An 18,345-nucleotide genomic window follows, 5' to 3' on the forward strand; every position below is an offset into this window, starting at 1 on the left:
CTTCGGCAGGTCGATCACCACCGGGCCGGGGCGGCCGCTGCGGGCGACATGGAAGGCCTCATGCACCACCCGGGCCAGATCCTCGGACCGCTTCACCAGGTAGTTGTGCTTGGTCGCCGGGCGGGTGATGCCGGTGGTGTCGGCTTCCTGGAAGGCATCGTTGCCGATCAGGTGGGTCGGCACCTGCCCGGTCAGGCAGACCAGCGGGATGCTGTCCATCAGCGCATCCAGCAGGCCGGTCACCGCATTGGTGGCGCCGGGGCCGGAGGTGACCAGCACGCAGCCCACCTTGCCGGTGGAGCGCGCATAACCCTCCGCCGCATGCACCGCCGCCTGTTCGTGGCGCACCAGGATGTGGCGGATGGCGTTCTGCTGGAAGATCGCGTCGTAGATCGGCAGCACGGCGCCGCCCGGATAGCCGAAGATAACCTCGACCCCCTGATCCTTCAGCGCGCGGAGTACGACCTCGGCGCCCGACATCGTCAGGGGCTGCGTCGCGGCGTGCGGGAGGGTGGCGGACATGGGGCGGGTTGCTTTCCTGTGGTCTGGCATTTGGCCCGCGATAGCATCGCCGGCCGCCGCTACTTACGCGCCGTGCTGCGCCGCGTCAACGACCGGATCAACAAACATCATCAAATCGTCCAAAACTCTTTCCGAAAGTTGCGACAGACCGTTGCTGCGCGCATGGATGCTATGCGTGAGCTCCGCGAGCCGGTGATGGCGGAACCAGGTGGCCTGACGCTTGGTGTATTGCCCGGTGTTGAGGATGGCCCGCTCGGACGCCGCTTCCAGCGTCATCCGCCCCGCCAGATGCGCGATCAGTTCCGGCACGCCATGCGCGCGCATCGCCGGCAGCGCCGGGTCCAGCCCCTGCGCCGCCAGGGACGCCACCTCCTCCAGCGCCCCCTGCCCCAGCATGGCGTGCCAGCGCGTGGCGATGGCCGCGCGCAGGGCCTCCCGCGGCGGGTCCAGCAGCAGGGCGGCGAAGCGCCAGGGGGCGGGGCCGGTGCCGCTGGCCGCCTGCCAGGCGCGCAGGCCGCGGCCGGTGCCGGTCACCACCTCCCAGGCCCGGGTCACGCGCTGGGCGTCGGAGGGGCGCAGCCCCGCCGCCGTCTCCGGATCGATCGCGGCCAGGCGGGCATGCAGCGCCGCGGGGCCCAGCGTGGCGGCCAGCCTGCGCGCTTCCGCCCGCGCCTCCGCCGGGATTTCCGGGATGGCGGACAGACCCTCCGTCAGCGACAGGAAATACAGCCCCGTGCCGCCGCACAGGATCGGCACCCGGCCCGCCTGGCGCGCCGCCTCCATCGCCGCCAGCGCCGCGCCGCGCCACCAGGCGACCGTGCCGGCCTCGGCTGCCGGGCGCACGCCATAGAGAAGGTGTGGCACGCGCGCTTCCTCGGCCGGTGTCGGGCGCGCGGTGATGATGCGCAGCTCGGCATAGACCTGCATCGAATCGGCGTTGATCACCGTGCCGCCGACCCGTTCGGCCAAGGCCAGCGCCAGCGCGCTTTTCCCGCTGGTGGTCGGGCCGGCCACCAGGATCGCGGGCGGTTGTGCTGGGCTCATGGCGATGGCACAGGGCGCGGGCCATGCCCCATATCCTGACCCTGGTCGCCGCCCCCGGCGCCCTCGACCCCGCCCTGGTCTCCCGCTGCCGCGCCGCGCTGACGGCGCTCGGCGCCAATCCCGGCGCGCCGGACTGGCTGGCGGAGGCGGAGGCGGTGGACATCCCCTTCCTGGATGCCCCGGCCGAACTGGCCGCCGCCGCCGCCCGAACGGCGCTGGAGGATGCGCCGGTTGATGCCATCGCCAGCCCCGCCGAGGGCCGCCGCAAGCGCCTGCTGGTGGCCGACATGGACAGCACCATCGTGACGTCGGAGACGCTGGACGAGCTGGCCGCCTATGCCGGGCTGAAGCAGCAGATCGCCGCCATCACCGCGCGTTCCATGAATGGGGAGCTGGATTTCGCCCAGGCGCTGCATGCGCGCGTCGGCATGCTGGCCGGCCTGGATGTGGCGGCGCTGGAGGCCACCTGGGCCGCGACGGAGATGATGCCGGGTGCGGCAACGCTGGTCGCCACCATGCGCGCCGCTGGCGCGGTGTGCTGCCTGGCCTCCGGCGGCTTCACCTTCTTCACCGGGCGCGTGGCGCAAAAACTCGGCTTCGATCACCACGTCTCCAACATCCTGCTGATCGAGGACGGCAAGCTGACCGGCAAGGTGGCCGAGCCGGTCTTCGACCGCAACGCCAAGCTAGCCACGCTGACGCGCCTGGCCACTGAGAACGGCCTGCCGATGGCGGCAACCCTGGCGGTGGGCGACGGCGCCAATGACCTCGACATGATCGGCGCGGCGGGGCTCGGGGTGGCCTATCGCGCCAAGCCGATCGTGGCGGCCGCGGCGCGGGCGCGGGTGGACCATACGGATCTGCTGGCGCTGCTGTTCGCGCAGGGTTTTCGCCGGGTGGAATTCCGGGAGGGCTGATCGGGCAAGAAAAAACCCTCTCCCCGGGTGGGAAGAGGGTTTCTCACCTGTCAGGCCGCAGCCTTCACCCCGGGCTGCCGCGCGGTGCCGCCAGGCGCAGCGGCACCCAGCGCTGGCCCTGCGCGCTTTCGATCAGCAGCAGCGCGGTGGCGCGATTCTGGCGGCGCAACGCATCCAGCCGTGCCTGCACCTCGGCCGGGCTGTTCACCCGTTCCTGCTGCACTTCCACGATCACGTCGCCGGGGCGCAATTCGCGCTCCGCCGCCGGGCTGCCGGGCGAGACCTCGGTGATCACCACGCCGCGGCTTTCCGGGCGCAGGCTGAAACGCTCCCGCGTCTCCGCCGTGATCGGGCCGATCGTCAGGCCGAGGCCCGCCAGCTCCAGCGTCTGCGGACGCGCATCCGGTGCCGGGGTGGTCGCGCCGGCCTGCGCGGCCTCGGAGGGCAGTTCCCGCACCGTCACGTTGAGAGTCTGCTCGCGCCCGTCGCGCCAGACCACCACCGGTGCCTCGCGGCCCACCGGCGTGTCGGCCACGATGCGCGGCAGCGTGCGCATCTCCCGCACCTCCTGGCCGTTGAAGCGCAGGATCACATCGCCGGCCTGGATGCCGGCCGCGGCCGCGGGCCCATCCTCCTGCGCCCGGGCCACCAGCGCGCCACGCGCGCCGTTCGGCAGGGACAGGCTCTCGGCGATCTCATCCGTCACCTGCTGGATGTTCACGCCGAGCCAGCCGCGCCGCACCCGGCCGACATCGCGCAGCTGGGCGGCGATGTTGCGCGCCAGATTGGCGGGGATGGAGAAGCCGATGCCGATCGACCCGCCGGAAGGCGAGTAGATCGCGGTGTTGATGCCCACCACCTCACCCGCCAGGTTGAACAGCGGGCCACCCGAATTGCCGCGGTTGATGGCGGCATCGGTCTGGATGAAATCGTCATACGGCCCCTGGCGGATGTCGCGGCCGCGGGCGGAGACGATGCCGGCGGTGACGGAGCCACCCAGGCCGAAGGGGTTGCCAATGGCCAGCACCCAGTCACCGACCAGGGCCGTGTCGCTGTCGCCGAAGCTCACGAAGGGCAGCGGGCGTTCCGGCTGTACGCGCAGCACGGCGATATCGGTGCGCGGGTCGGTGCCGACCAGTTCCGCCCGCAACGTGGTGTTGTCGGACAGAACCACATTGATCTCATCCGCGCCGTCGATGACGTGGTTGTTCGTCACGATGATGCCGGAGGCGTCGATGATGAAGCCGGAGCCAAGCGACTGGCCGCGGCGCGTAGGCGGCTGGGGCCGGTTCGGCTGCTGGCCGCCCGGTGGGCGGTTGCGCTCCAGGAAGTCCCGGAAGAATTCCTCGAAGGGACTGCCGGGCGGGGCCTGCGGCACGTCTGGCGCGCCGGGGCGCTGCTGCTGCTGGCGTTGGGCCGCGGCCTGGCTGGTCTGGATATTGACCACCGCCGGCAGCAGGCGCTGCGCCAGCGGCGCGAAGGTCATCGGCGCGCCGGGGGGTGGGATCTGTGCCGTGGCGGGCGTGGCTGGCAGGGCGGCCAGCGGCGCGGCCAGCGCCGCGACCATCAGCAGGGGGGCAAAGCGCAATTGCGGCAACCTTCTTCCGAATGGGATCGGCACCGGGCCATCGGCCCTGCGCGGTGGTGGGGAACAGATTGGCATGGCGCAGCTGAATCGGAAGCCCGTTCCGGCATGACGAGCCTGTCACCCTGGCCTGTCACCCGGGCCGATCACCCGGCCCGGACATATCAGACAGAGACGATCATCCAGGCGGCGGCGACACCAATGGCCGCCGCTACCAGCCCACCCTGCCGAAGCCGTTGTTCCGGCAGGGTGGAAAGCTGGGCCAGCATGGCCTTCATGGCGCCGGGGAAGGCCGCGTAGCACAGCCCCTCCAGCGCCAGGACGACGGCCACGCCCGCCAGGACGTGGCCAAACTCCAGCACGCGCTTATTGCGGCGCGGGCGCCGGTGCCACCTCAGCCGGGGTCGCCGGAGTCGGGGCGGCCGGAGCTGGGGCAGCCGGAGTCGGGGTCGCCGGAGTGGCAGCCGCCGGCGCCGGGTTGGCGGGGGCGGCGGGTGCCGCCGCCGCTGCCGGCGCTGCCGGCCTTGCCGCTGCGGCGCGGCCATTGCCCTGCGGCAACAGGCTCGCCGGCATGCTCTCCCGGAAGAAGCGGAAGAATTCGCTATCCGGCGACATCAGCAGCCGGGTCTCACCCGAGGAGAAGGCCTCGCGATAGGCCTGCATGCTCCGGTAGAACTGGAAGAACTCCGGATCCTGCTGGAAGGCTTCCGCGAAGATGCGGATCGCGTCCTGCTCGCCCTGGCCGCGCAGGATATCGGCCTGCGCCTGCGCCTCGGCCAGCAGCACGGTACGTTCACGGTCCGCACCGGCACGGATGCGGGTGGCTTCCTCCTGGCCGCGGGCGCGTTCCTCGGCGGCAACGCGCTGCCGCTCGGACTGCATGCGGGACAGAATGGCGTCCGTGTTCTGCTCCGGCAGGTCGGCGCGACGGATGCGGACATCCAGCACCTCGATGCCGAAGGCCTGCATCTCCTCGTTCACCAGTCGGCGGATCTCACCCATGATGCGGGAGCGGTCGTTGGACAGCACCGACAGCAGCGGCTCGTTGCCGAGCACCCGCCGGACGGCGGAGGTGACGACGGAGTTGATGCGGGCACGGATGCCGGCCTCCAGCGGGCCGACGGTCTGGTAGAAGCGCAGCGGGTCGGTGATGGAATAGCGGGTGAAGCTATCCACGCTCAGCCGGCGCTGGTCGCCGAGGATGATCTCCTCCGCCGGCGCGTCGAAGTCGAGCAGGCGGCGGTCGAAGGCGATGACCGACTGCACGAAGGGGATCTTGGCATGCAGCCCCGGCTCGCGGATCACACGGATCGGCTCGCCGAACTGGGTGATCAGAACCTGCTGGGTCTGGTGCACGGTGAACAGGGTGGAGGCCGTGACCACCAGGGCCACGACGGCGACGACCGCGAGTGCGACGAGCTTGTTCATCGGGTCGCTCCCGCCGGGCGCGCCGCGCCGGGCTGAGACAGGGGGGATTGTGGCGTGGGCTGGCCACTCTGTCGCTGTGGCTGAAGCGGCCCCGGGCGGGCGCCGTCCAGGTTCAGGAACGGCACCATGCCCTGCAGGTTGTTGTCGATCAGGATGGTCGGGTTGCGGCGCAGCACCTCTTCCATCGTCTCGATGTACAGGCGGCGCACCGTCACGTCCTGTGCCGCCTGGTAGGCGGACAGCACGGAGAGGAAGCGCTGCGATTCACCGCGGGCGCGGGAGATCTGGCTTTCACGGAAACCCTCGGCTTCCTGCACCAGGCGCTGGGATTCACCGCGGGCGGCGGGGATGATGCCGTTGCGGTAGGATTCCGCCTCGTTCCGCGCACGCTCGCGGTCCGCGCCGGCGCGCTGCACGTCGATGAAGGCGTCCACCACCCGGGCGGGCGGCTGCGCGTTCTGCAGCTGCACCTGGGTGATCTCAACGCCGGCCTGGTACTGGTCCATGATCCCCTGGGTACCGGCCCGTACCGCCTGCTCGATCTGCGCTCGCGCCTCGGTCAGGGCGGGCTGGATCGGGGTGCGGCCGATGACTTCGCGCATCACGCTCTCGGCGGCGGATTTCACCGTGGCCTCGGGGTTGCGGGTGTTGAACAGGAAGGAACCGGCATCGCGGATGCGCCAGAACACGGCGAAGTCGATGTCGATGATGTTCTCATCGCCCGTCAGCATCAGGCTTTCTTCCAGCACGTCGCGCGCCGGAACCGGGCGGACGAGGGTGCCGGCATCGGCCGCGGCGCGGAAGCCGACATCGATGCGGTTGATGCGGGTGACGCGCGGCGTGGTCACGCTCTCGACCGGCCAAGGCAGGTGGTAGTTCAGGCCCGGCTGGGTGGTCTGGGTATAGGCGCCGAAGCGCAGCACGATACCCTGTTCATCCGCCTGCACCCGGTAGATGCCGGAAGCGAGCCAGGCGCCCACCAGCAGCAGCGCCAGCAGGCCGATGCCTGCACCGCCAAGGCCGCGCGGCAACAGGCGGCGCGCGGCATCCTGGGCCTGGCGAATCATGTCATCGAGGTCGGGTCCGCGGCCGCCGCCGCCGCCCTGGCCTCCGCCCGAAGGCGGCTGCGGCTGCCCCCAGGGGCCGCCGCCGGGCCTGGGATTGCCCCAGGGGCTCGGTCCGCCGCTGCTGTTCCACGCCATAGGGCTTTAGGCCTCCTGCAAACTTACCAAGACTATTGCCACGCCCATTCCGGGAAAGGGAGGGGTGCAGCGACGTTACCAACGGTCCATATGGTGCGCGCCTGTCCCAGTTGAACCGTCCGTGAAGTCGGTCCGGCGGAATACCCTGCCCGGCGTGTCCCGGACGGGCCAGGCCGGAACCACATGGGGCCGACTGCCGGGGGGGGCCAATTGCCGGGGCCGATTGCCGGGGCCGATTGCCGGGGCCAGTTGCCGGACGTCATGTGCCGGGAGTGCGGCGCCGGGCACATGGCGTGCTACGCACCGGGCCGATGGGCGCGATATCGTACGGAACAGAGGGTAATTCAAGCGATGAGCGAAGGGCTGGAGCAGCAGGTCAGGGCCGCGCTGCGCGGTGTGCGCGACCCGGTGAGTGGCCAGGATGTGGTCAGCGCCGGCATGGTCGATGGCCTGACGGTGAAGGCCGGCATGGTGCAATTCGCCCTTCAGGTGCCGCGGGAGCGGGCGCGGGAGAGTGAGCCGCTGCGCGCCGCCGCCGAACGCGCCGCCTCCGGCGTGCCCGGCGTGCTGTCCGCCACCGTGGTGCTGACGGCGCACCGGGCCGAGCCGCCGCCCGCCGCGCCATCCCGCAAGGCGCCACCCGGCGGCACGCCGGGCCAGGGGCAGATGCTGCTGCCGGATGTGGCGGCGATCGTCGCCGTGGCCTCCGGCAAGGGCGGCGTCGGCAAATCCACCACCGCGGTCAACCTGGCCGTGGCGCTGGCGCTGCAGGGGCTGAAGGTCGGCCTGCTGGATGCCGACATCTACGGCCCGTCCCTGCCGCAGATGCTGGGCACCCGCGAACGTCCGCGCACCGAGGGCCAGCGCATCATCCCGCTATCCCGCTGGGGGCTGAAGGCGATGTCCATCGGCTTCCTGGTGGAGGAGGAGACGCCGATGATCTGGCGCGGCCCGATGGTGATGGGCGCGCTGGAACAGCTGATGGGCCAGGTGGAGTGGGGCACGCTCGACATCATGATCGTCGACATGCCGCCCGGCACCGGCGATGCGCAGCTGACCATGAGCCAGCGCGTGCCGCTGGCCGGTGCCGTGATCGTCTCCACGCCGCAGGATGTGGCGCTGCTGGATGCGCGGCGCGGGGTGAAGATGTTCGAGCGGGTGGGCGTGAAGGTGCTCGGCCTGATCGAGAACATGGCCTTCTTCTGCTGCCCGAATTGCGGCCACCAGACGGATATCTTCGGCCATGGCGGCGCGAAGGCGGAGGCGGCGCGGCTCGGCGTGGAATTCCTCGGCGAGTTGCCGCTGAAGCTGGCGATCCGCGAGCTGGCCGATGCCGGCACGCCGATCGTCGCCGCCCGGCCGGAAACGCCGGAGGCGCAGGCCTACCAGGCCATCGCCACCCGCCTGCGAGAGAAGCTGGCCGAGAATGCCGCGGCGGCCGGCGGGCCGAAGATCGTCATCGCGTAACGGGCATCGCGATGTTCAGCGCGTGGCCAACATCGCATCCGTCTCCGCCGCCACCGGCATGGCCGGGGCGGCGCCGGGGCGGGTGCAGGCCAGCGCGGCGGCGGCTGCGGCGCGGCGCATCGCCTGGATCAGTGGCAGGCCACGGTCCAGCCCCGCCGCCAGCACGCCGCACCAGGTATCGCCGGCACCGGTGGTGTCCACCGGCTCGATCGGAAAGCAGGGAATGGTGGCGAGGCCGGCCTCGGTCGCCGCCTCCGCCCCCGCCTCCCCGCGCGTGATCGCGACGGCCGTGCCGAGGGCCAGGTGCAGCGCGGCCACGCTGGCCTCCGTGCCGAGGCGGGCGGCCAGCACCGCCGCCTCATGCTCGTTCAGTACCAGCAGATGCAGGGCGCGCAGCACCTCGAGCGGCAGTTCCCCGGGCGGGGCAAGGTTCAGGATGCACTGCGCGCCACGTTCAGCCGCCCGCAGCACCAGCGCCGCCACTTCTTCGGCCGGAACTTCCATCTGCAACAGCAGGATGACGCCGGGATGCAGCGCCGCATCCTCCACCTGCGCCGCGCGCGCCATCAGGTTGGCGCCGGGGGCGACGGCGATCTGGTTGCGGCCCTCACGGTCCACGCAGATGCTGGCGCAGCCGGTCGGCGCATCCACCACGATCAGGCGGGACAGATCCACCCCGGCATCGCGCATCGCGCCGGTGGCGACCACGGCCAGGCCATCGCCGCCGACGCAGCCGGCAAACGCCACCTGCGCGCCATCCCGCGCCGCCGCCACCGCCTGGTTGGCGCCCTTGCCGCCCGAGGATTGCTGGAAGCCGTCACCCAGCACGGTCTCCCCGGGCGCCGGCAGGTTCGGGACGGTGAAGACGAGGTCGGTATTGGCCGAACCAAAGACGAGGATGCTCATTCCCGGAACATGCGCCCGGCGCGGGCGCGGTCATAGAGTGTTGCGATCAGCGTTTCGAACACCGGGGCAACCTGGCGGGCGGGGTTCATGCGACCGTGGGTGGCCGCTTCGGCGATGCCCGCATCGCGCCAATGGCCGGTGCCGATGACGCCCTGCAGAAAACCCTGGGCGCGGTCGCAGGCCATGGCGAAGCGGGCCTCCGGCGTCGCATTATCCTCGAATTCCTCCCACAGCCCGCGCAGCCGCTGGCCAAGATCGGGCGGCAGGCGGGCGAAGACGATGTCGGCCGCCGCCTTTTCCCGCGCCGCCTGGGTCAGCAGATGCGCCTCGTCATAGGCGAAGGTATCGCCGGCCTCGATCTCGACCAGGTCGTGGGCGGCGATCATCGCCAGCGTATGGCCGAGGTCGGGGCGCGGCTCCGGCATGTCGCCATGCAGCAGCACGGCGACGAGGGCCACGTTCCAGCAATGCTCGGCCGAGTTCTCGCGGCGGGCGGCGCCATTCGGATTGGCCGTCTCGCCGCGCCGCTCGATGTGCTTCAGCCGATCGGCGAGCGCCAGGAACTCGATCAGCGCGGTGGTGCGGTCGCTCATAGCCCGGCCGTCCAGCGGCCGAGCAGGAAGCCGAACAGCACCGCGCCGCCGAGCAGCGCGAAGATCTCGCCGAACATGGCATGCGCCAGCGGCAGGCCAAGGGTGATCAGCGCCACCAGCAGCGCCACCTTCCACCAGCGGGCGAGCCATTCCGGCCGCGCCGGCGCGCGGCCCTTGGCGCGTGAGGTGGCCGGGCGGGCGCGCGGCGCACGCCGGGCGGTGGGGCTAGTCGCCACGGCCGAGGGTTTCCATCAGCTCCCGCCATTCCCGCTTGGACAGGCCGGACTCCGGCTGCGCCACCGCCTCCCCCGCCAGCATCCGGCGGAGGATGCCGAGCATCTGGGCGGAGAAGGTGACGGCGCCGAGCCGGTAGTCGCGGAAGGCGCCGCTGGCGATCGGCACCCAGGCCTCGGCGCTCTGCATCATCGCCTCGGCATAGACGCGGATTTCGTACTGGGCATGGGCGTCGGCGCGCAGCGAAAGGAAGTTGAACAAATTGTGGAGGTCGGTCTTCCAGTACCATTGGGTATAGGCGTTCAGCGTCAGGTTCATCCGCGCCAGCTCGCGCGCCAGACCGGGGCGGCCGGGGTCGATGGGCTGGCCCTGCTCATCCTCGTTCAGCATGTCGAGGTAGTGGTCGTAGTTGCGGGTCGCATCCTCCCGCAGCAGGTCCAGCACGCGCGCGGCCTGGTCGCCTTCCAGCACCTCGCCGCGGCCCTGGCGGTTGATGGCGGATTGTGCCGCCAAATGTTCCGGTGCGGGGATGTAGAATTCGCGGTCCAGAATCGAGTAGCGGGCCGAGTATTCGTTCACATTTGCGGTGCGATGGCGGATCCATTGCCGGGCGACGAAGATCGGCAGCTTCACGTGATACTTGATCTCGCACATCTCGAACGGGGTCGAGTGGCGGTGGCGCATCAGATAGCGGATCAGGCCACGATCCTCCGTCACCGCGCGGGTGCCGCGGCCGTAGGAAACGCGGGCGGCCTGCACGATGGCGGCGTCATCGCCCATGTAATCGACCACCCGGACGAAGCCGTGGTCGAGCACCGGCGTGGCGGTGAACAGCATGTCTTCCAATGCCGGCACGGTGGGCCGCCGGGTCGCATGCGCGGCGCTACGCGCGGCGTCGATTTCCTGCTGTTGCGCGTCGGTGAGCGCCATGACGAGTCGTCCAAAGGTCAGAGTTTGCGCTTCACTAGCCTACGGCGGCGGGCGCGGCACCCCCTTTGCGGATCGTCGCGACACCCCTGGATTTCGCCCCGGCAAGCGCCTACATAGGGTCCGTCGCCTCGGCGACTATGGTGATAAACGCGACCTGGAATAATCGTTGCGGACCCGGGGGCAGTGCCCGGCGCCTCCACCACTCTCCCTCGGGAGGATATGGGGGCGAAACAGCTTCGACGCGCGTGGTAAAGAGGTCGTTTTTGCCCGGCATTGTACCGCCGTTATCGGGCTAATCTCTAAGTGCGAACGACAATAGCCGCGAGGCTTACGCACTCGCTGCCTGAATAAGGTAAGCGCGGTTCGGGGGGCACCGGGCAACAGAAGCCCCCTACTTAACTTCCTCCTCCCCTTTCGCGCGCCTGCCCACCGGCTTATGGTCCCGCCAAAGGGATGCAGACATGAGCGACGACGCGCAGACGGCCGAAAGCCTGATTCCGTATGAGCGGTGGACCGACGACGCGCTGCGCGAAGTGGTCATCCGCGCCATCGAACTGGCGGCCAGCAGCGGCCTGCCCGGCGAACACCACTACTACATCACCTTCCGCACGGACCATCCGGGCACGCGTGTGCCAGGCCATCTGAAGGCGCGCTACCCGCAGGAAATGACGGTGGTGCTGCAACACCAGTATGAAGGCCTGGCGGTGGACCGCGCCGGGGGCAGCTTCACCGTCCGGCTGCATTTCGGCGGCGTGCCCTCCACGCTGGTGATCCCCTTCGTCGCGCTGACCGGCTTCGCCGACCCTGCCGTGCGCTTCGGCCTGCGCTTCCAGACCACGCAGGATGCAGTCGCGGAGGAACCGGCGGAGGCCGAGGCGGAACAGCCCGCCATCCCGGCCGCGCCGGAGGCCCCGGCCCAGGTGGTCAGCCTGGACGCCTTCCGGCGCCGCCCGGCGCGGGACTGACCACCGCAACCTGTAGAAATCCTCGTTCGGTTGTCCTGGCGCCGGACTCCCGTGGAGAATGGCAATGACTGCACCGCTCGACCTCGACTCGCCCGTGATCGCGCCGACCCGGCCGGAGGGCTTTCGCTACAGCCCGATGTATCCGCTGGGGGCAGATGCCACCCCCTATCGCAAGCTGGACATCGCCGGCGTCAGCACCGCGACCTGCGACGGCCAGACCGTGCTGAAGATCAAGCCGCAGGCGCTGGAAGAACTGGCCTTCGCCGCCTGCCGCGACGTCTCCCACCTGTTGCGTCCGGCGCATCTGGCCCAGCTTGCCAAGATTTTGCAGGACCCCGAGGCCAGCCCGAACGACCGATTCGTGGCGCTGGACCTGCTGAAGAACGCCAATATCGCCGCCGGCGGCGTGCTACCGATGTGCCAGGACACCGGCACCGCCATCGTTTTCGGCAAGAAGGGCCAGCGCGTCTGGGTCGAGGGTGATGAGGAGGAGGCGCTGAGCTACGGCGTCCACCGCACCTATACCGAGACCAATCTGCGCTATTCGCAGATGGCGCCGCTGACCATGTGGGACGAGGTGAACACCGGCAACAACCTGCCGGTCGAGTTCTCCATCATGGCCCAGCCGGGCGATGACCACGCGGATGAGATGAAGCTGATGTTCGTCCTGAAGGGCGGCGGATCGGCCAACAAGACCTTCCTGTACCAGCAAACCCGCGCGGTACTGAACAAGCCGAAGCTGCTGGCTTTCCTCGAGGACAAGATCAAGACGCTGGGGACCAGCGCCTGCCCGCCCTATCACCTGGCCATTGTCATCGGCGGCACCAGCGCGGAGGCCAACCTCAAGACGGTGAAGCTGGCCTCGACCAAGTGGCTGGACGCGCTGCCGACCGAGGGCAGCAAGGCGGGCCACGCCTTCCGCGACGTGGAATTCGAGGCCGAGGTCCACAAGCTGACGCAGAATCTCGGCATCGGCGCGCAGTTCGGCGGCAAGTACTTCTGCCACGACGTCCGCGTGGTGCGCCTGCCGCGGCATGGCGCCTCGCTGCCTATCGGTATCGGCGTGTCCTGCTCCGCGGATCGGCAGATCAAGGCAAAGATCACGCCGGAGGGGGTGTTCCTGGAGGATCTGGAGCACGAGCCGGCCAAGTATCTGCCGGAGGCGACGGATGACATCCTCGGCGGCGATGTGGTGCGGATCGACCTGAACCAGCCGATGGCGGCGATCCGGGCGGAGCTGTCGAAGCATCCGGTGAAGACCCGCGTCTCGCTGACCGGCACGGTGGTGGTGGCGCGCGACATCGCCCACGCCAAGCTGCAGGAACGGCTGGATCGCGGCGAGGGCCTGCCGGACTATCTGAAGAATCACCCGGTCTACTACGCCGGCCCCGCCAAGACCCCCGATGGCTACGCCACCGGCAGCTTCGGCCCGACCACCGCCGGGCGCATGGACAGCTATGTGGAGGCCTTCCAGAAGGCCGGCGGCAGCCTGGTGATGCTGGCCAAGGGCAACCGCAGCAAGGCGGTGCTGAAGGCCTGCCAATCCTACGGCGGCTTCTACCTCGGCTCCGTCGGCGGCCCCGCCGCCCGGCTGGCACAGGACTGCATCCGCAAGGTCGAGGTGCTGGAATACCCCGAGCTTGGGATGGAGGCCGTCTGGCGCATCGAGGTCGAGGATTTCCCGGCCTTCATCGTCGTCGATGACAAGGGCAACGACTTCTATGAGGGGCTGGAATAGCCCCTCCCCGGTTCAGCGCGGGCGGATATCCACCACCCGCACTTCCTCATCCGCCCGCGCCTCGAAGACCAGCCCGGCCTTGCCCGCATTGACGGATCGCAGGATGCCGACGCCGATGATCAGCGCCTCGTCCGCCGTATGCCGCACCAGATCGGCAAGTTGGCGGGCGCGCTCCGTATCGTCCAGCGTACCCCGCGCACGCTGGATCAGCGCATCCGTCTCCGGCGTGCCGGCCCCCGTGAAGTTCAGCGCGCCGAGGCCCGTCACCACGCCACGGCGGTGGATCTGCGATCCGATGAGGTAGGAGGTCTCGCCGGTCAGCGAGCCGAAGACCGTCACGAAAACCCCGTAGTCACGCCGGTTGCGGCGCGGCAGGAAGTTCGCCTGCGGCACCACCTCCACCGTGGTGCGGATGCCGATGCGCGTCCAGGCGGCGGCGATCGCCTGGCACACGCGCGGCGTGCGGTTGGGTGAGCAGAACAGGTTCAGCCCGAAACCCTGCCCCCAGCCAGCCTCCGCCAGCAGCGCCCGCGCCGCGACGAGGTCTGCCGCCGGCACCGGGCGATCGGCGATGGCGCCGAAGATGAAGGGCGGCACCGCCTGGTCCGTCGGGTCGGCAAGACCCTCCAGGATGGTCTGCGCGATGCCCTGCCGGTTCAGCGAAAGCGACATGGCGCGGCGCACCCGCGCATCCTTCATCGGATTGCGGCCGCCGGCCTCGATGCCCGGCGCGTCGTCCCGCTCCACATCCGGGTAGATGTTCACCGCATAGATCGAGGGTCCGGTGAACAGCGCCAGGCGCTGGTCGCCGCGGATGCGCGCGGCATCCTGCAGCGGCACGTTGTTGATGAAATCCACATCGCCGGCCAGCAGCGCACCGACGCGGGCGGCATCATTGGGAATCGGTGTCATGGTCACCGTGTCCCACGGCACCGCGCCGCCCCACCAATCCTCGTTCCGGCGCAGCACCAGGGGGTCATTGGCGCGCCAGCCTCCCAGCCGGAACGGCCCGGTGCCGATCACGGCGCGGCCCGAATTGAATTCGGGGTTGCCGAGATCGGCAACAGATTTCGGCACGATGAAAATCTGCGTCAGATTGGTCGGCAGGTTCGGCACCGGGCCATCGGTGCGGACGCGGAAGGTGAGGTCATCCACCACCTCCACCCCGGTCACGCCGGCCAGGTAGATGGTGTAGGGGTTCGGGTTGCCCGGCACGTTCGGCACCCGGGCGAAGGAGGCCGCGACATCCGCCGAGGTCAGCGGCGCGCCGTCGTGAAAGCGCACGCCGGGGCGGAGCTTGAACTCCCAGGTGGTGTCGTCGACCACCCGCCAGGATTCCGCCAGGCCCGGCTGAACCGCCATGGTGGCATCGCGCATCACCAGCGTGTCGAAGATGTTCCGCAGCGCCCCGGTATTGGCCAAATTGAGCAGCCAGTGCGGGTCCAGGGTGCTCGGCGGTGCCTGGATGCCGATCCGCAGCGTCTGCGCCTCGGCGGGGCGCGCGAACAGCCAGGCCGGTGCGGCCAGCAGCGACAGGCCCAAGGCGAGGCGCGGAACCAGACGTGTGACAAAGCCCATGCAACGCAATCCTTCCTGCCACACGCCCCCGCCGGGCGCCGCGGCGGCAGGATGGCACCAATCCGGCGCGAGGTGCACCGGGCCAGGCGCTTTTCCTCCGGCCGCACGAGGCGCCGCCAGAGGCGGGCCTTCCTGCCGCGGCGCCGCTGGGATATGCCTTCCCCACCCTTCAGCCCCACAGCCGGGAATCCACCCTGACATGGCCCGTAGCCGCATTTCCTCAGGCAGCCGGTTCGAAGAAGAAATCGGCTATTCACGCGCCGTCGTCGATGGCGACTGGATTTTCGTATCCGGCACCACCGGCTACGACTACGCCACCATGACCATCGCCCCCGGCGTGGTGGACCAGTGCGAGCAGACCTTCCGCAACATCGATACCGCGCTGCGCCAGGCCAATGGGCGGATGGAGGATGTGGTGCGCGCCGTCTTCCTGGTGCCGGATCGCGCCGATTGGCCGCTGTGCTGGCCGGTGGTGAAGAAATGGCTCGGCCGCGCGCGCCCGGCCTCGACCATGATGGTGGTCGGCCTCCAGACGCCGGAGATGCGCATCGAGATCGAGGTGACGGCCCGGCTGCGCCGCCGCGACGGGGACAAATAGGCCCATGCGCTTCGCCGTCGATCGTCTCGACCACCTCGTCATCACCTGCGCCGAGGTGGAGATATCCGCCAACTGGTACCAGCGCGTGCTGGGCATGGAGCGCGACAGCTTCGGTGAGCCGCCGCGCATCGCGCTGAAATTCGGCGGCCAGAAGATCAATCTGCGGCCGCGCGGCGCCACACAGGTGGAATGGTTCTCCTCCGTCGTCGCGGAACCGGGGACGCAGGACCTGTGCTTCGTTGTCACCGTCTCGGCGGAGGATATCGCGGAACATCTGCGCAGCTGCGGCGTGACGGTGGAACTGGGGCCGGTCGCCAAGCAGGGCGCGCTCGGCCCGATCACCTCCGTCTATTGCCGCGATCCGGACGGCAATCTGATCGAGATCGCCACCTATGGCGACCGATTCACGGAATAACCATCCGTGATGGGCGTGGCCCCCTGCCGCGCCCCATCTCCTTCCCCGGAGGAGACCCGCATGACCCAGGCGACCCGCACCGAGACCGACAGCCTCGGCACCATCGAGATTCCGGCCGACCGCCTGTGGGGGCCGCAGACGGAACGCGCGCGACTGCTGTTCCGCATCGGCTCGGAGCGTTTTCCACCGGGGCTGATCCGCGCCGTGGGGCTGCAGAAGCAGGCGGCGGCACAAGCCAATGAGCAGTTGGGCGAATTGCCGGCCAACCTCGCCCGCCCGATCGCGGCGGCGGCGGCGGAGGTGGCGGCAGGGCGGCATGATGCCGAATTCCCGCTGCCGGTCTGGCAGACCGGCTCCGGCACCCAGACCAACATGAATGCCAATGAGGTCATCTCGAACCTCGCCAACCGGGCGCTCGGGCAGCCGCTCGGCGCTCGCCACCCGGTGCATCCGAACGACCATGTGAATCGCGGGCAGTCCTCCAACGACAGCTTCCCGACCATGATGCACATCGCGGCGGCGGAGGCGGTGGCGGGGCGGCTGATCCCGGCGCTCGGCACGCTGCATGCCAGCCTGGACCGCCGGGCGAAGGAATGGGCCGGGCTGGTGAAGATCGGCCGCACCCACATGATGGATGCGGTGCCGGTCACCCTCGGCCAGGAAGCCGCCGCCTGGGCCTGCCAGGTGGAACTGGGCATCGCCCGGCTGCGGGATGCGCTGCCGCGGCTGATGCCGCTGGCCCAGGGCGGCACCGCCGCCGGCACCGGGCTGAACACGCATCCGGATTTCGCCGCGACCTTCGCCGGCATCGTCGCCGACCTCACCGGCCTGCCCTTCACCGCCCACCCGAACCCCTTCGAGGGCATGGGCGCGCATGATGCGCTGGTGGAACTGTCCGGCGTGCTGAACACCCTGGCTGTCTCGCTGAACAAGATCGGCAACGATGTGCGCCTGCTCGGCAGCGGGCCGCGCGCCGGGCTGGCGGAGCTGGTGATCCCGGCCGACGGCCTGTCCAGCAGCATCATGCCGGGCAAGACCAACCCGACGCAGTCGGAGGCGCTGACCATGGTCTGCGCCCAGGTGATGGGCAACCACGTCACCGTCACCATCGGCGGCGCGCAGGGGCATCTCGAACTCAACGTGTTCAAGCCCGTGATCATCCAGGCCGTGCTGCAATCGGCGGGCCTGCTGGCCGATGTGGCCGAAAGCTTCGCCACCAACATGGTGGACAAGCTGGAGCCGAACCAGGCGAAGCTGGCCGACAACCTCGGCAAGTCGCTGATGCTGGTCACCGCGCTGAACCCGCGCATCGGCTATGACAAGGCGGTGGCGATCGCCAAGCTGGCCCTGGCCGAGGACATCACCCTGAAGGCCGCCGCCGCCCGCCTCGGCCATGTCAGCGAGGAAGACTTCGACCGCTGGGTGCGGCCGGAGGATATGCTCAGCCCCGGCGGCACGCTGGCCGGCGGCGGGTGAGGCATCTGCGAAAGCGGTCCTTCCGCCTGGCCGGGCACCGCACCTCGGTCGCGCTGGAGCCGGAATTCTGGGTGGTGCTGGAAGCCCTGGCGGCGCGGCACGGCCTGAGCCTGGCCGCGCTGGTGGCCGGGGTGGATGCGGCCAGGCCCGTGCCGGACCTGCCGCTGGCCAGCGCGCTGCGGGTGCATGCGCTGGCCCATGCGGGGGCGCTTCAGGCCGGCAGCCTGGCGTCATAATCCTGCTTCAGCCGCTGCCAGCCTTCCCAGAAGGCCGGCGGCTGCCGCCCATGCACCTGGGCCAGCAGCAACTCCAGATGCATGTGCCAGCCGGCGGAGACGTTCAGCAGCGTGCCGCGATCCGGCACCCGGCTGTGAATCAGGGTCAGCAGCACCTGGCTGCCCTTCGGCTGCAACTCGAAGGACACCTCGCCGCCCTGGCCCCAACTGATAACCAGAAGCCGCGGCGGGTCCAGCGCCAGGATGCGGCTCTGCAGGCGGTGCTCCTCGGGGAAGCCGGGCGGGCGCGGGCTGGGCGGGTCGTTCAGCTCGCCATTGCGCCAGACCAGCTCGAAGGGCGCCCCGACCGCCAGGGTCATCTCACCGGCCGCCAGCCATTTGCGGCGCAGCTCCGATTCGGTGATCCAGGCCCAGCAACGCTCGATGGGGCCGGGCAGCAGGCGCTCGATCTTCAGCGTGGCGGGCTCGACCAGCACGCCATGCGGCTCCAGGGTCACGATCTCGGTCATCA

At 69.9% G+C, this 18,345-nt stretch carries 20 protein-coding genes and 1 other RNA gene; 9 read left to right on the forward strand and 12 right to left on the reverse strand.

Annotated elements, in window-relative coordinates; genetic code table 11:
- Together Q8S40_RS22605 and miaA are read right to left on the reverse strand one after the other, a co-directional pair.
- Positions 1 to 522: thiamine pyrophosphate-binding protein (locus Q8S40_RS22605; RefSeq protein ID WP_305672214.1), on the reverse strand; the 522-nt coding region annotated here is incomplete at its 3' end.
- Between the two features lie 63 nt (positions 523 to 585).
- Positions 586 to 1,566 (reverse strand): tRNA (adenosine(37)-N6)-dimethylallyltransferase MiaA, encoded by a 981-nt coding sequence (gene miaA / locus Q8S40_RS22610; RefSeq protein ID WP_305672215.1) that lies wholly within the window; start codon positions 1,564 to 1,566, stop codon positions 586 to 588.
- A gap of 23 nt (positions 1,567 to 1,589) precedes the next feature.
- On the opposite strand from miaA, the gene serB reads away from it, so the two are divergent.
- Positions 1,590 to 2,483: a phosphoserine phosphatase SerB gene (gene serB / locus Q8S40_RS22615; protein ID WP_305672216.1), complete on the forward strand. Its 894-nt coding sequence runs from the start codon at positions 1,590 to 1,592 to the stop codon at positions 2,481 to 2,483.
- 64 nt (positions 2,484 to 2,547) lie between these two features.
- Here the strand turns inward: serB and Q8S40_RS22620 are convergent, their stop codons facing one another.
- The 4 genes from Q8S40_RS22620 to hflK form a co-directional block, all read right to left on the reverse strand.
- A complete protein-coding gene (locus Q8S40_RS22620) occupies positions 2,548 to 4,071 on the reverse strand; it encodes a DegQ family serine endoprotease (protein ID WP_304813730.1) in 1,524 nt (507 codons plus the stop codon).
- A 161-nt stretch (positions 4,072 to 4,232) separates the two neighbouring features.
- Positions 4,233 to 4,430, reverse strand: coding sequence for a DUF2065 domain-containing protein (locus Q8S40_RS22625; protein ID WP_304813728.1), 198 nt, complete (start codon positions 4,428 to 4,430; stop codon positions 4,233 to 4,235).
- Between the two features lie 4 nt (positions 4,431 to 4,434).
- Positions 4,435 to 5,496, reverse strand: a complete 1,062-nt coding sequence (gene hflC / locus Q8S40_RS22630; RefSeq protein WP_305672217.1) for a protease modulator HflC — start codon at positions 5,494 to 5,496, stop codon at positions 4,435 to 4,437.
- Positions 5,493 to 6,698: an FtsH protease activity modulator HflK gene (gene hflK, locus Q8S40_RS22635; protein ID WP_305672218.1), complete on the reverse strand. Its 1,206-nt coding sequence runs from the start codon at positions 6,696 to 6,698 to the stop codon at positions 5,493 to 5,495. The genes hflC and hflK overlap by 4 nt, the downstream gene beginning before the upstream one ends.
- Before the next feature lie 351 nt (positions 6,699 to 7,049).
- On the opposite strand from hflK, the gene Q8S40_RS22640 reads away from it, so the two are divergent.
- The gene (locus tag Q8S40_RS22640) at positions 7,050 to 8,165 is read left to right on the forward strand and encodes an Mrp/NBP35 family ATP-binding protein (protein ID WP_305672219.1); all 1,116 of its coding nucleotides are present in this window, start codon (positions 7,050 to 7,052) and stop codon (positions 8,163 to 8,165) included.
- Between the two features lie 15 nt (positions 8,166 to 8,180).
- On the opposite strand, the gene Q8S40_RS22645 is transcribed toward Q8S40_RS22640, so the two are convergent.
- From Q8S40_RS22645 to thyX, 4 genes are read right to left on the reverse strand one after another with little or no spacing between them, the layout of a single operon-like run.
- Positions 8,181 to 9,071, reverse strand: a complete 891-nt coding sequence (locus tag Q8S40_RS22645) for a ribokinase (RefSeq protein WP_304813723.1) — start codon at positions 9,069 to 9,071, stop codon at positions 8,181 to 8,183.
- A complete protein-coding gene (locus Q8S40_RS22650; RefSeq protein WP_305672220.1) occupies positions 9,068 to 9,664 on the reverse strand; it encodes an HD family hydrolase in 597 nt (198 codons plus the stop codon). Before Q8S40_RS22650 ends, Q8S40_RS22645 begins: the two co-directional genes overlap by 4 nt.
- Entirely contained in the window at positions 9,661 to 9,900 is a 240-nt protein-coding gene (locus Q8S40_RS22655) for a hypothetical protein (RefSeq protein ID WP_304813720.1), read from the reverse strand. The genes Q8S40_RS22650 and Q8S40_RS22655 overlap by 4 nt, the downstream gene beginning before the upstream one ends.
- Complete coding sequence (thyX, locus tag Q8S40_RS22660; RefSeq protein ID WP_304813718.1) at positions 9,890 to 10,828, reverse strand: FAD-dependent thymidylate synthase; 939 nt, start codon at positions 10,826 to 10,828, stop codon at positions 9,890 to 9,892. The genes Q8S40_RS22655 and thyX overlap by 11 nt, the downstream gene beginning before the upstream one ends.
- A gap of 83 nt (positions 10,829 to 10,911) precedes the next feature.
- Between thyX and ssrA the strand changes: the two genes are divergently transcribed.
- The 3 genes from ssrA (at position 10,912) to Q8S40_RS22675 (ending at position 13,531) form a co-directional block, all read left to right on the forward strand.
- Positions 10,912 to 11,224, forward strand: a transfer-messenger RNA (tmRNA) gene (ssrA, locus tag Q8S40_RS22665).
- Positions 11,225 to 11,289: 65 nt separating this feature from the next.
- Positions 11,290 to 11,793, forward strand: coding sequence for an SspB family protein (locus Q8S40_RS22670; protein WP_305672221.1), 504 nt, complete (start codon positions 11,290 to 11,292; stop codon positions 11,791 to 11,793).
- A 64-nt stretch (positions 11,794 to 11,857) separates the two neighbouring features.
- A complete protein-coding gene (locus tag Q8S40_RS22675) occupies positions 11,858 to 13,531 on the forward strand; it encodes a fumarate hydratase (protein WP_305672222.1) in 1,674 nt (557 codons plus the stop codon).
- 12 nt (positions 13,532 to 13,543) lie between these two features.
- Here the strand turns inward: Q8S40_RS22675 and Q8S40_RS22680 are convergent, their stop codons facing one another.
- Positions 13,544 to 15,109 carry an ABC transporter substrate-binding protein gene (locus tag Q8S40_RS22680; protein WP_305672223.1) on the reverse strand — a complete coding sequence of 522 codons (1,566 nt, stop codon included), beginning with the start codon at positions 15,107 to 15,109 and terminating at the stop codon, positions 13,544 to 13,546.
- A 199-nt stretch (positions 15,110 to 15,308) separates the two neighbouring features.
- Between Q8S40_RS22680 and Q8S40_RS22685 the strand changes: the two genes are divergently transcribed.
- From Q8S40_RS22685 to Q8S40_RS22700, 4 genes are read left to right on the forward strand one after another with little or no spacing between them, the layout of a single operon-like run.
- A complete protein-coding gene (locus Q8S40_RS22685) occupies positions 15,309 to 15,707 on the forward strand; it encodes a RidA family protein (protein ID WP_305672224.1) in 399 nt (132 codons plus the stop codon).
- 4 nt (positions 15,708 to 15,711) lie between these two features.
- The gene (locus Q8S40_RS22690; protein ID WP_304813711.1) at positions 15,712 to 16,122 is read left to right on the forward strand and encodes a VOC family protein; all 411 of its coding nucleotides are present in this window, start codon (positions 15,712 to 15,714) and stop codon (positions 16,120 to 16,122) included.
- Positions 16,123 to 16,182: 60 nt separating this feature from the next.
- Positions 16,183 to 17,598 carry a lyase family protein gene (locus tag Q8S40_RS22695; RefSeq protein ID WP_305672225.1) on the forward strand — a complete coding sequence of 472 codons (1,416 nt, stop codon included), beginning with the start codon at positions 16,183 to 16,185 and terminating at the stop codon, positions 17,596 to 17,598.
- Complete coding sequence (locus Q8S40_RS22700) at positions 17,595 to 17,834, forward strand: ribbon-helix-helix domain-containing protein (protein WP_305672226.1); 240 nt, start codon at positions 17,595 to 17,597, stop codon at positions 17,832 to 17,834. Before Q8S40_RS22695 ends, Q8S40_RS22700 begins: the two co-directional genes overlap by 4 nt.
- Here the strand turns inward: Q8S40_RS22700 and Q8S40_RS22705 are convergent.
- Positions 17,810 to 18,345 (reverse strand): SRPBCC family protein (locus Q8S40_RS22705; RefSeq protein WP_305672227.1); only part of this gene is annotated, 536 nt, incomplete at its 5' end. The genes Q8S40_RS22700 and Q8S40_RS22705 overlap by 25 nt on opposite strands.

This window comes from Falsiroseomonas sp., assembly GCF_030695085.1.
Taxonomy (GTDB): domain Bacteria; phylum Pseudomonadota; class Alphaproteobacteria; order Acetobacterales; family Acetobacteraceae; genus Falsiroseomonas.

What these genes read in the sequence shown, in the direction of transcription:
- miaA (WP_305672215.1), bottom strand. Translation starts at nt 1,566, where the DNA reads ATGAGCCCAGCACAACCGCCCGCGATCCTGGTGGCCGGCCCGACCACC.
- serB (WP_305672216.1), top strand. Translation starts at nt 1,590, where the DNA reads ATGCCCCATATCCTGACCCTGGTCGCCGCCCCCGGCGCCCTCGACCCC.
- hflC (WP_305672217.1), bottom strand. Translation starts at nt 5,496, where the DNA reads ATGAACAAGCTCGTCGCACTCGCGGTCGTCGCCGTCGTGGCCCTGGTG.
- hflK (WP_305672218.1), bottom strand. Translation starts at nt 6,698, where the DNA reads ATGGCGTGGAACAGCAGCGGCGGACCGAGCCCCTGGGGCAATCCCAGG.
- Q8S40_RS22640 (WP_305672219.1), top strand. Translation starts at nt 7,050, where the DNA reads ATGAGCGAAGGGCTGGAGCAGCAGGTCAGGGCCGCGCTGCGCGGTGTG.
- Q8S40_RS22645 (WP_304813723.1), bottom strand. Translation starts at nt 9,071, where the DNA reads ATGAGCATCCTCGTCTTTGGTTCGGCCAATACCGACCTCGTCTTCACC.
- Q8S40_RS22650 (WP_305672220.1), bottom strand. Translation starts at nt 9,664, where the DNA reads ATGAGCGACCGCACCACCGCGCTGATCGAGTTCCTGGCGCTCGCCGAT.
- thyX (WP_304813718.1), bottom strand. Translation starts at nt 10,828, where the DNA reads ATGGCGCTCACCGACGCGCAACAGCAGGAAATCGACGCCGCGCGTAGC.
- Q8S40_RS22670 (WP_305672221.1), top strand. Translation starts at nt 11,290, where the DNA reads ATGAGCGACGACGCGCAGACGGCCGAAAGCCTGATTCCGTATGAGCGG.
- Q8S40_RS22675 (WP_305672222.1), top strand. Translation starts at nt 11,858, where the DNA reads ATGACTGCACCGCTCGACCTCGACTCGCCCGTGATCGCGCCGACCCGG.
- Q8S40_RS22680 (WP_305672223.1), bottom strand. Translation starts at nt 15,109, where the DNA reads ATGGGCTTTGTCACACGTCTGGTTCCGCGCCTCGCCTTGGGCCTGTCG.
- Q8S40_RS22685 (WP_305672224.1), top strand. Translation starts at nt 15,309, where the DNA reads ATGGCCCGTAGCCGCATTTCCTCAGGCAGCCGGTTCGAAGAAGAAATC.
- Q8S40_RS22690 (WP_304813711.1), top strand. Translation starts at nt 15,712, where the DNA reads ATGCGCTTCGCCGTCGATCGTCTCGACCACCTCGTCATCACCTGCGCC.
- Q8S40_RS22695 (WP_305672225.1), top strand. Translation starts at nt 16,183, where the DNA reads ATGACCCAGGCGACCCGCACCGAGACCGACAGCCTCGGCACCATCGAG.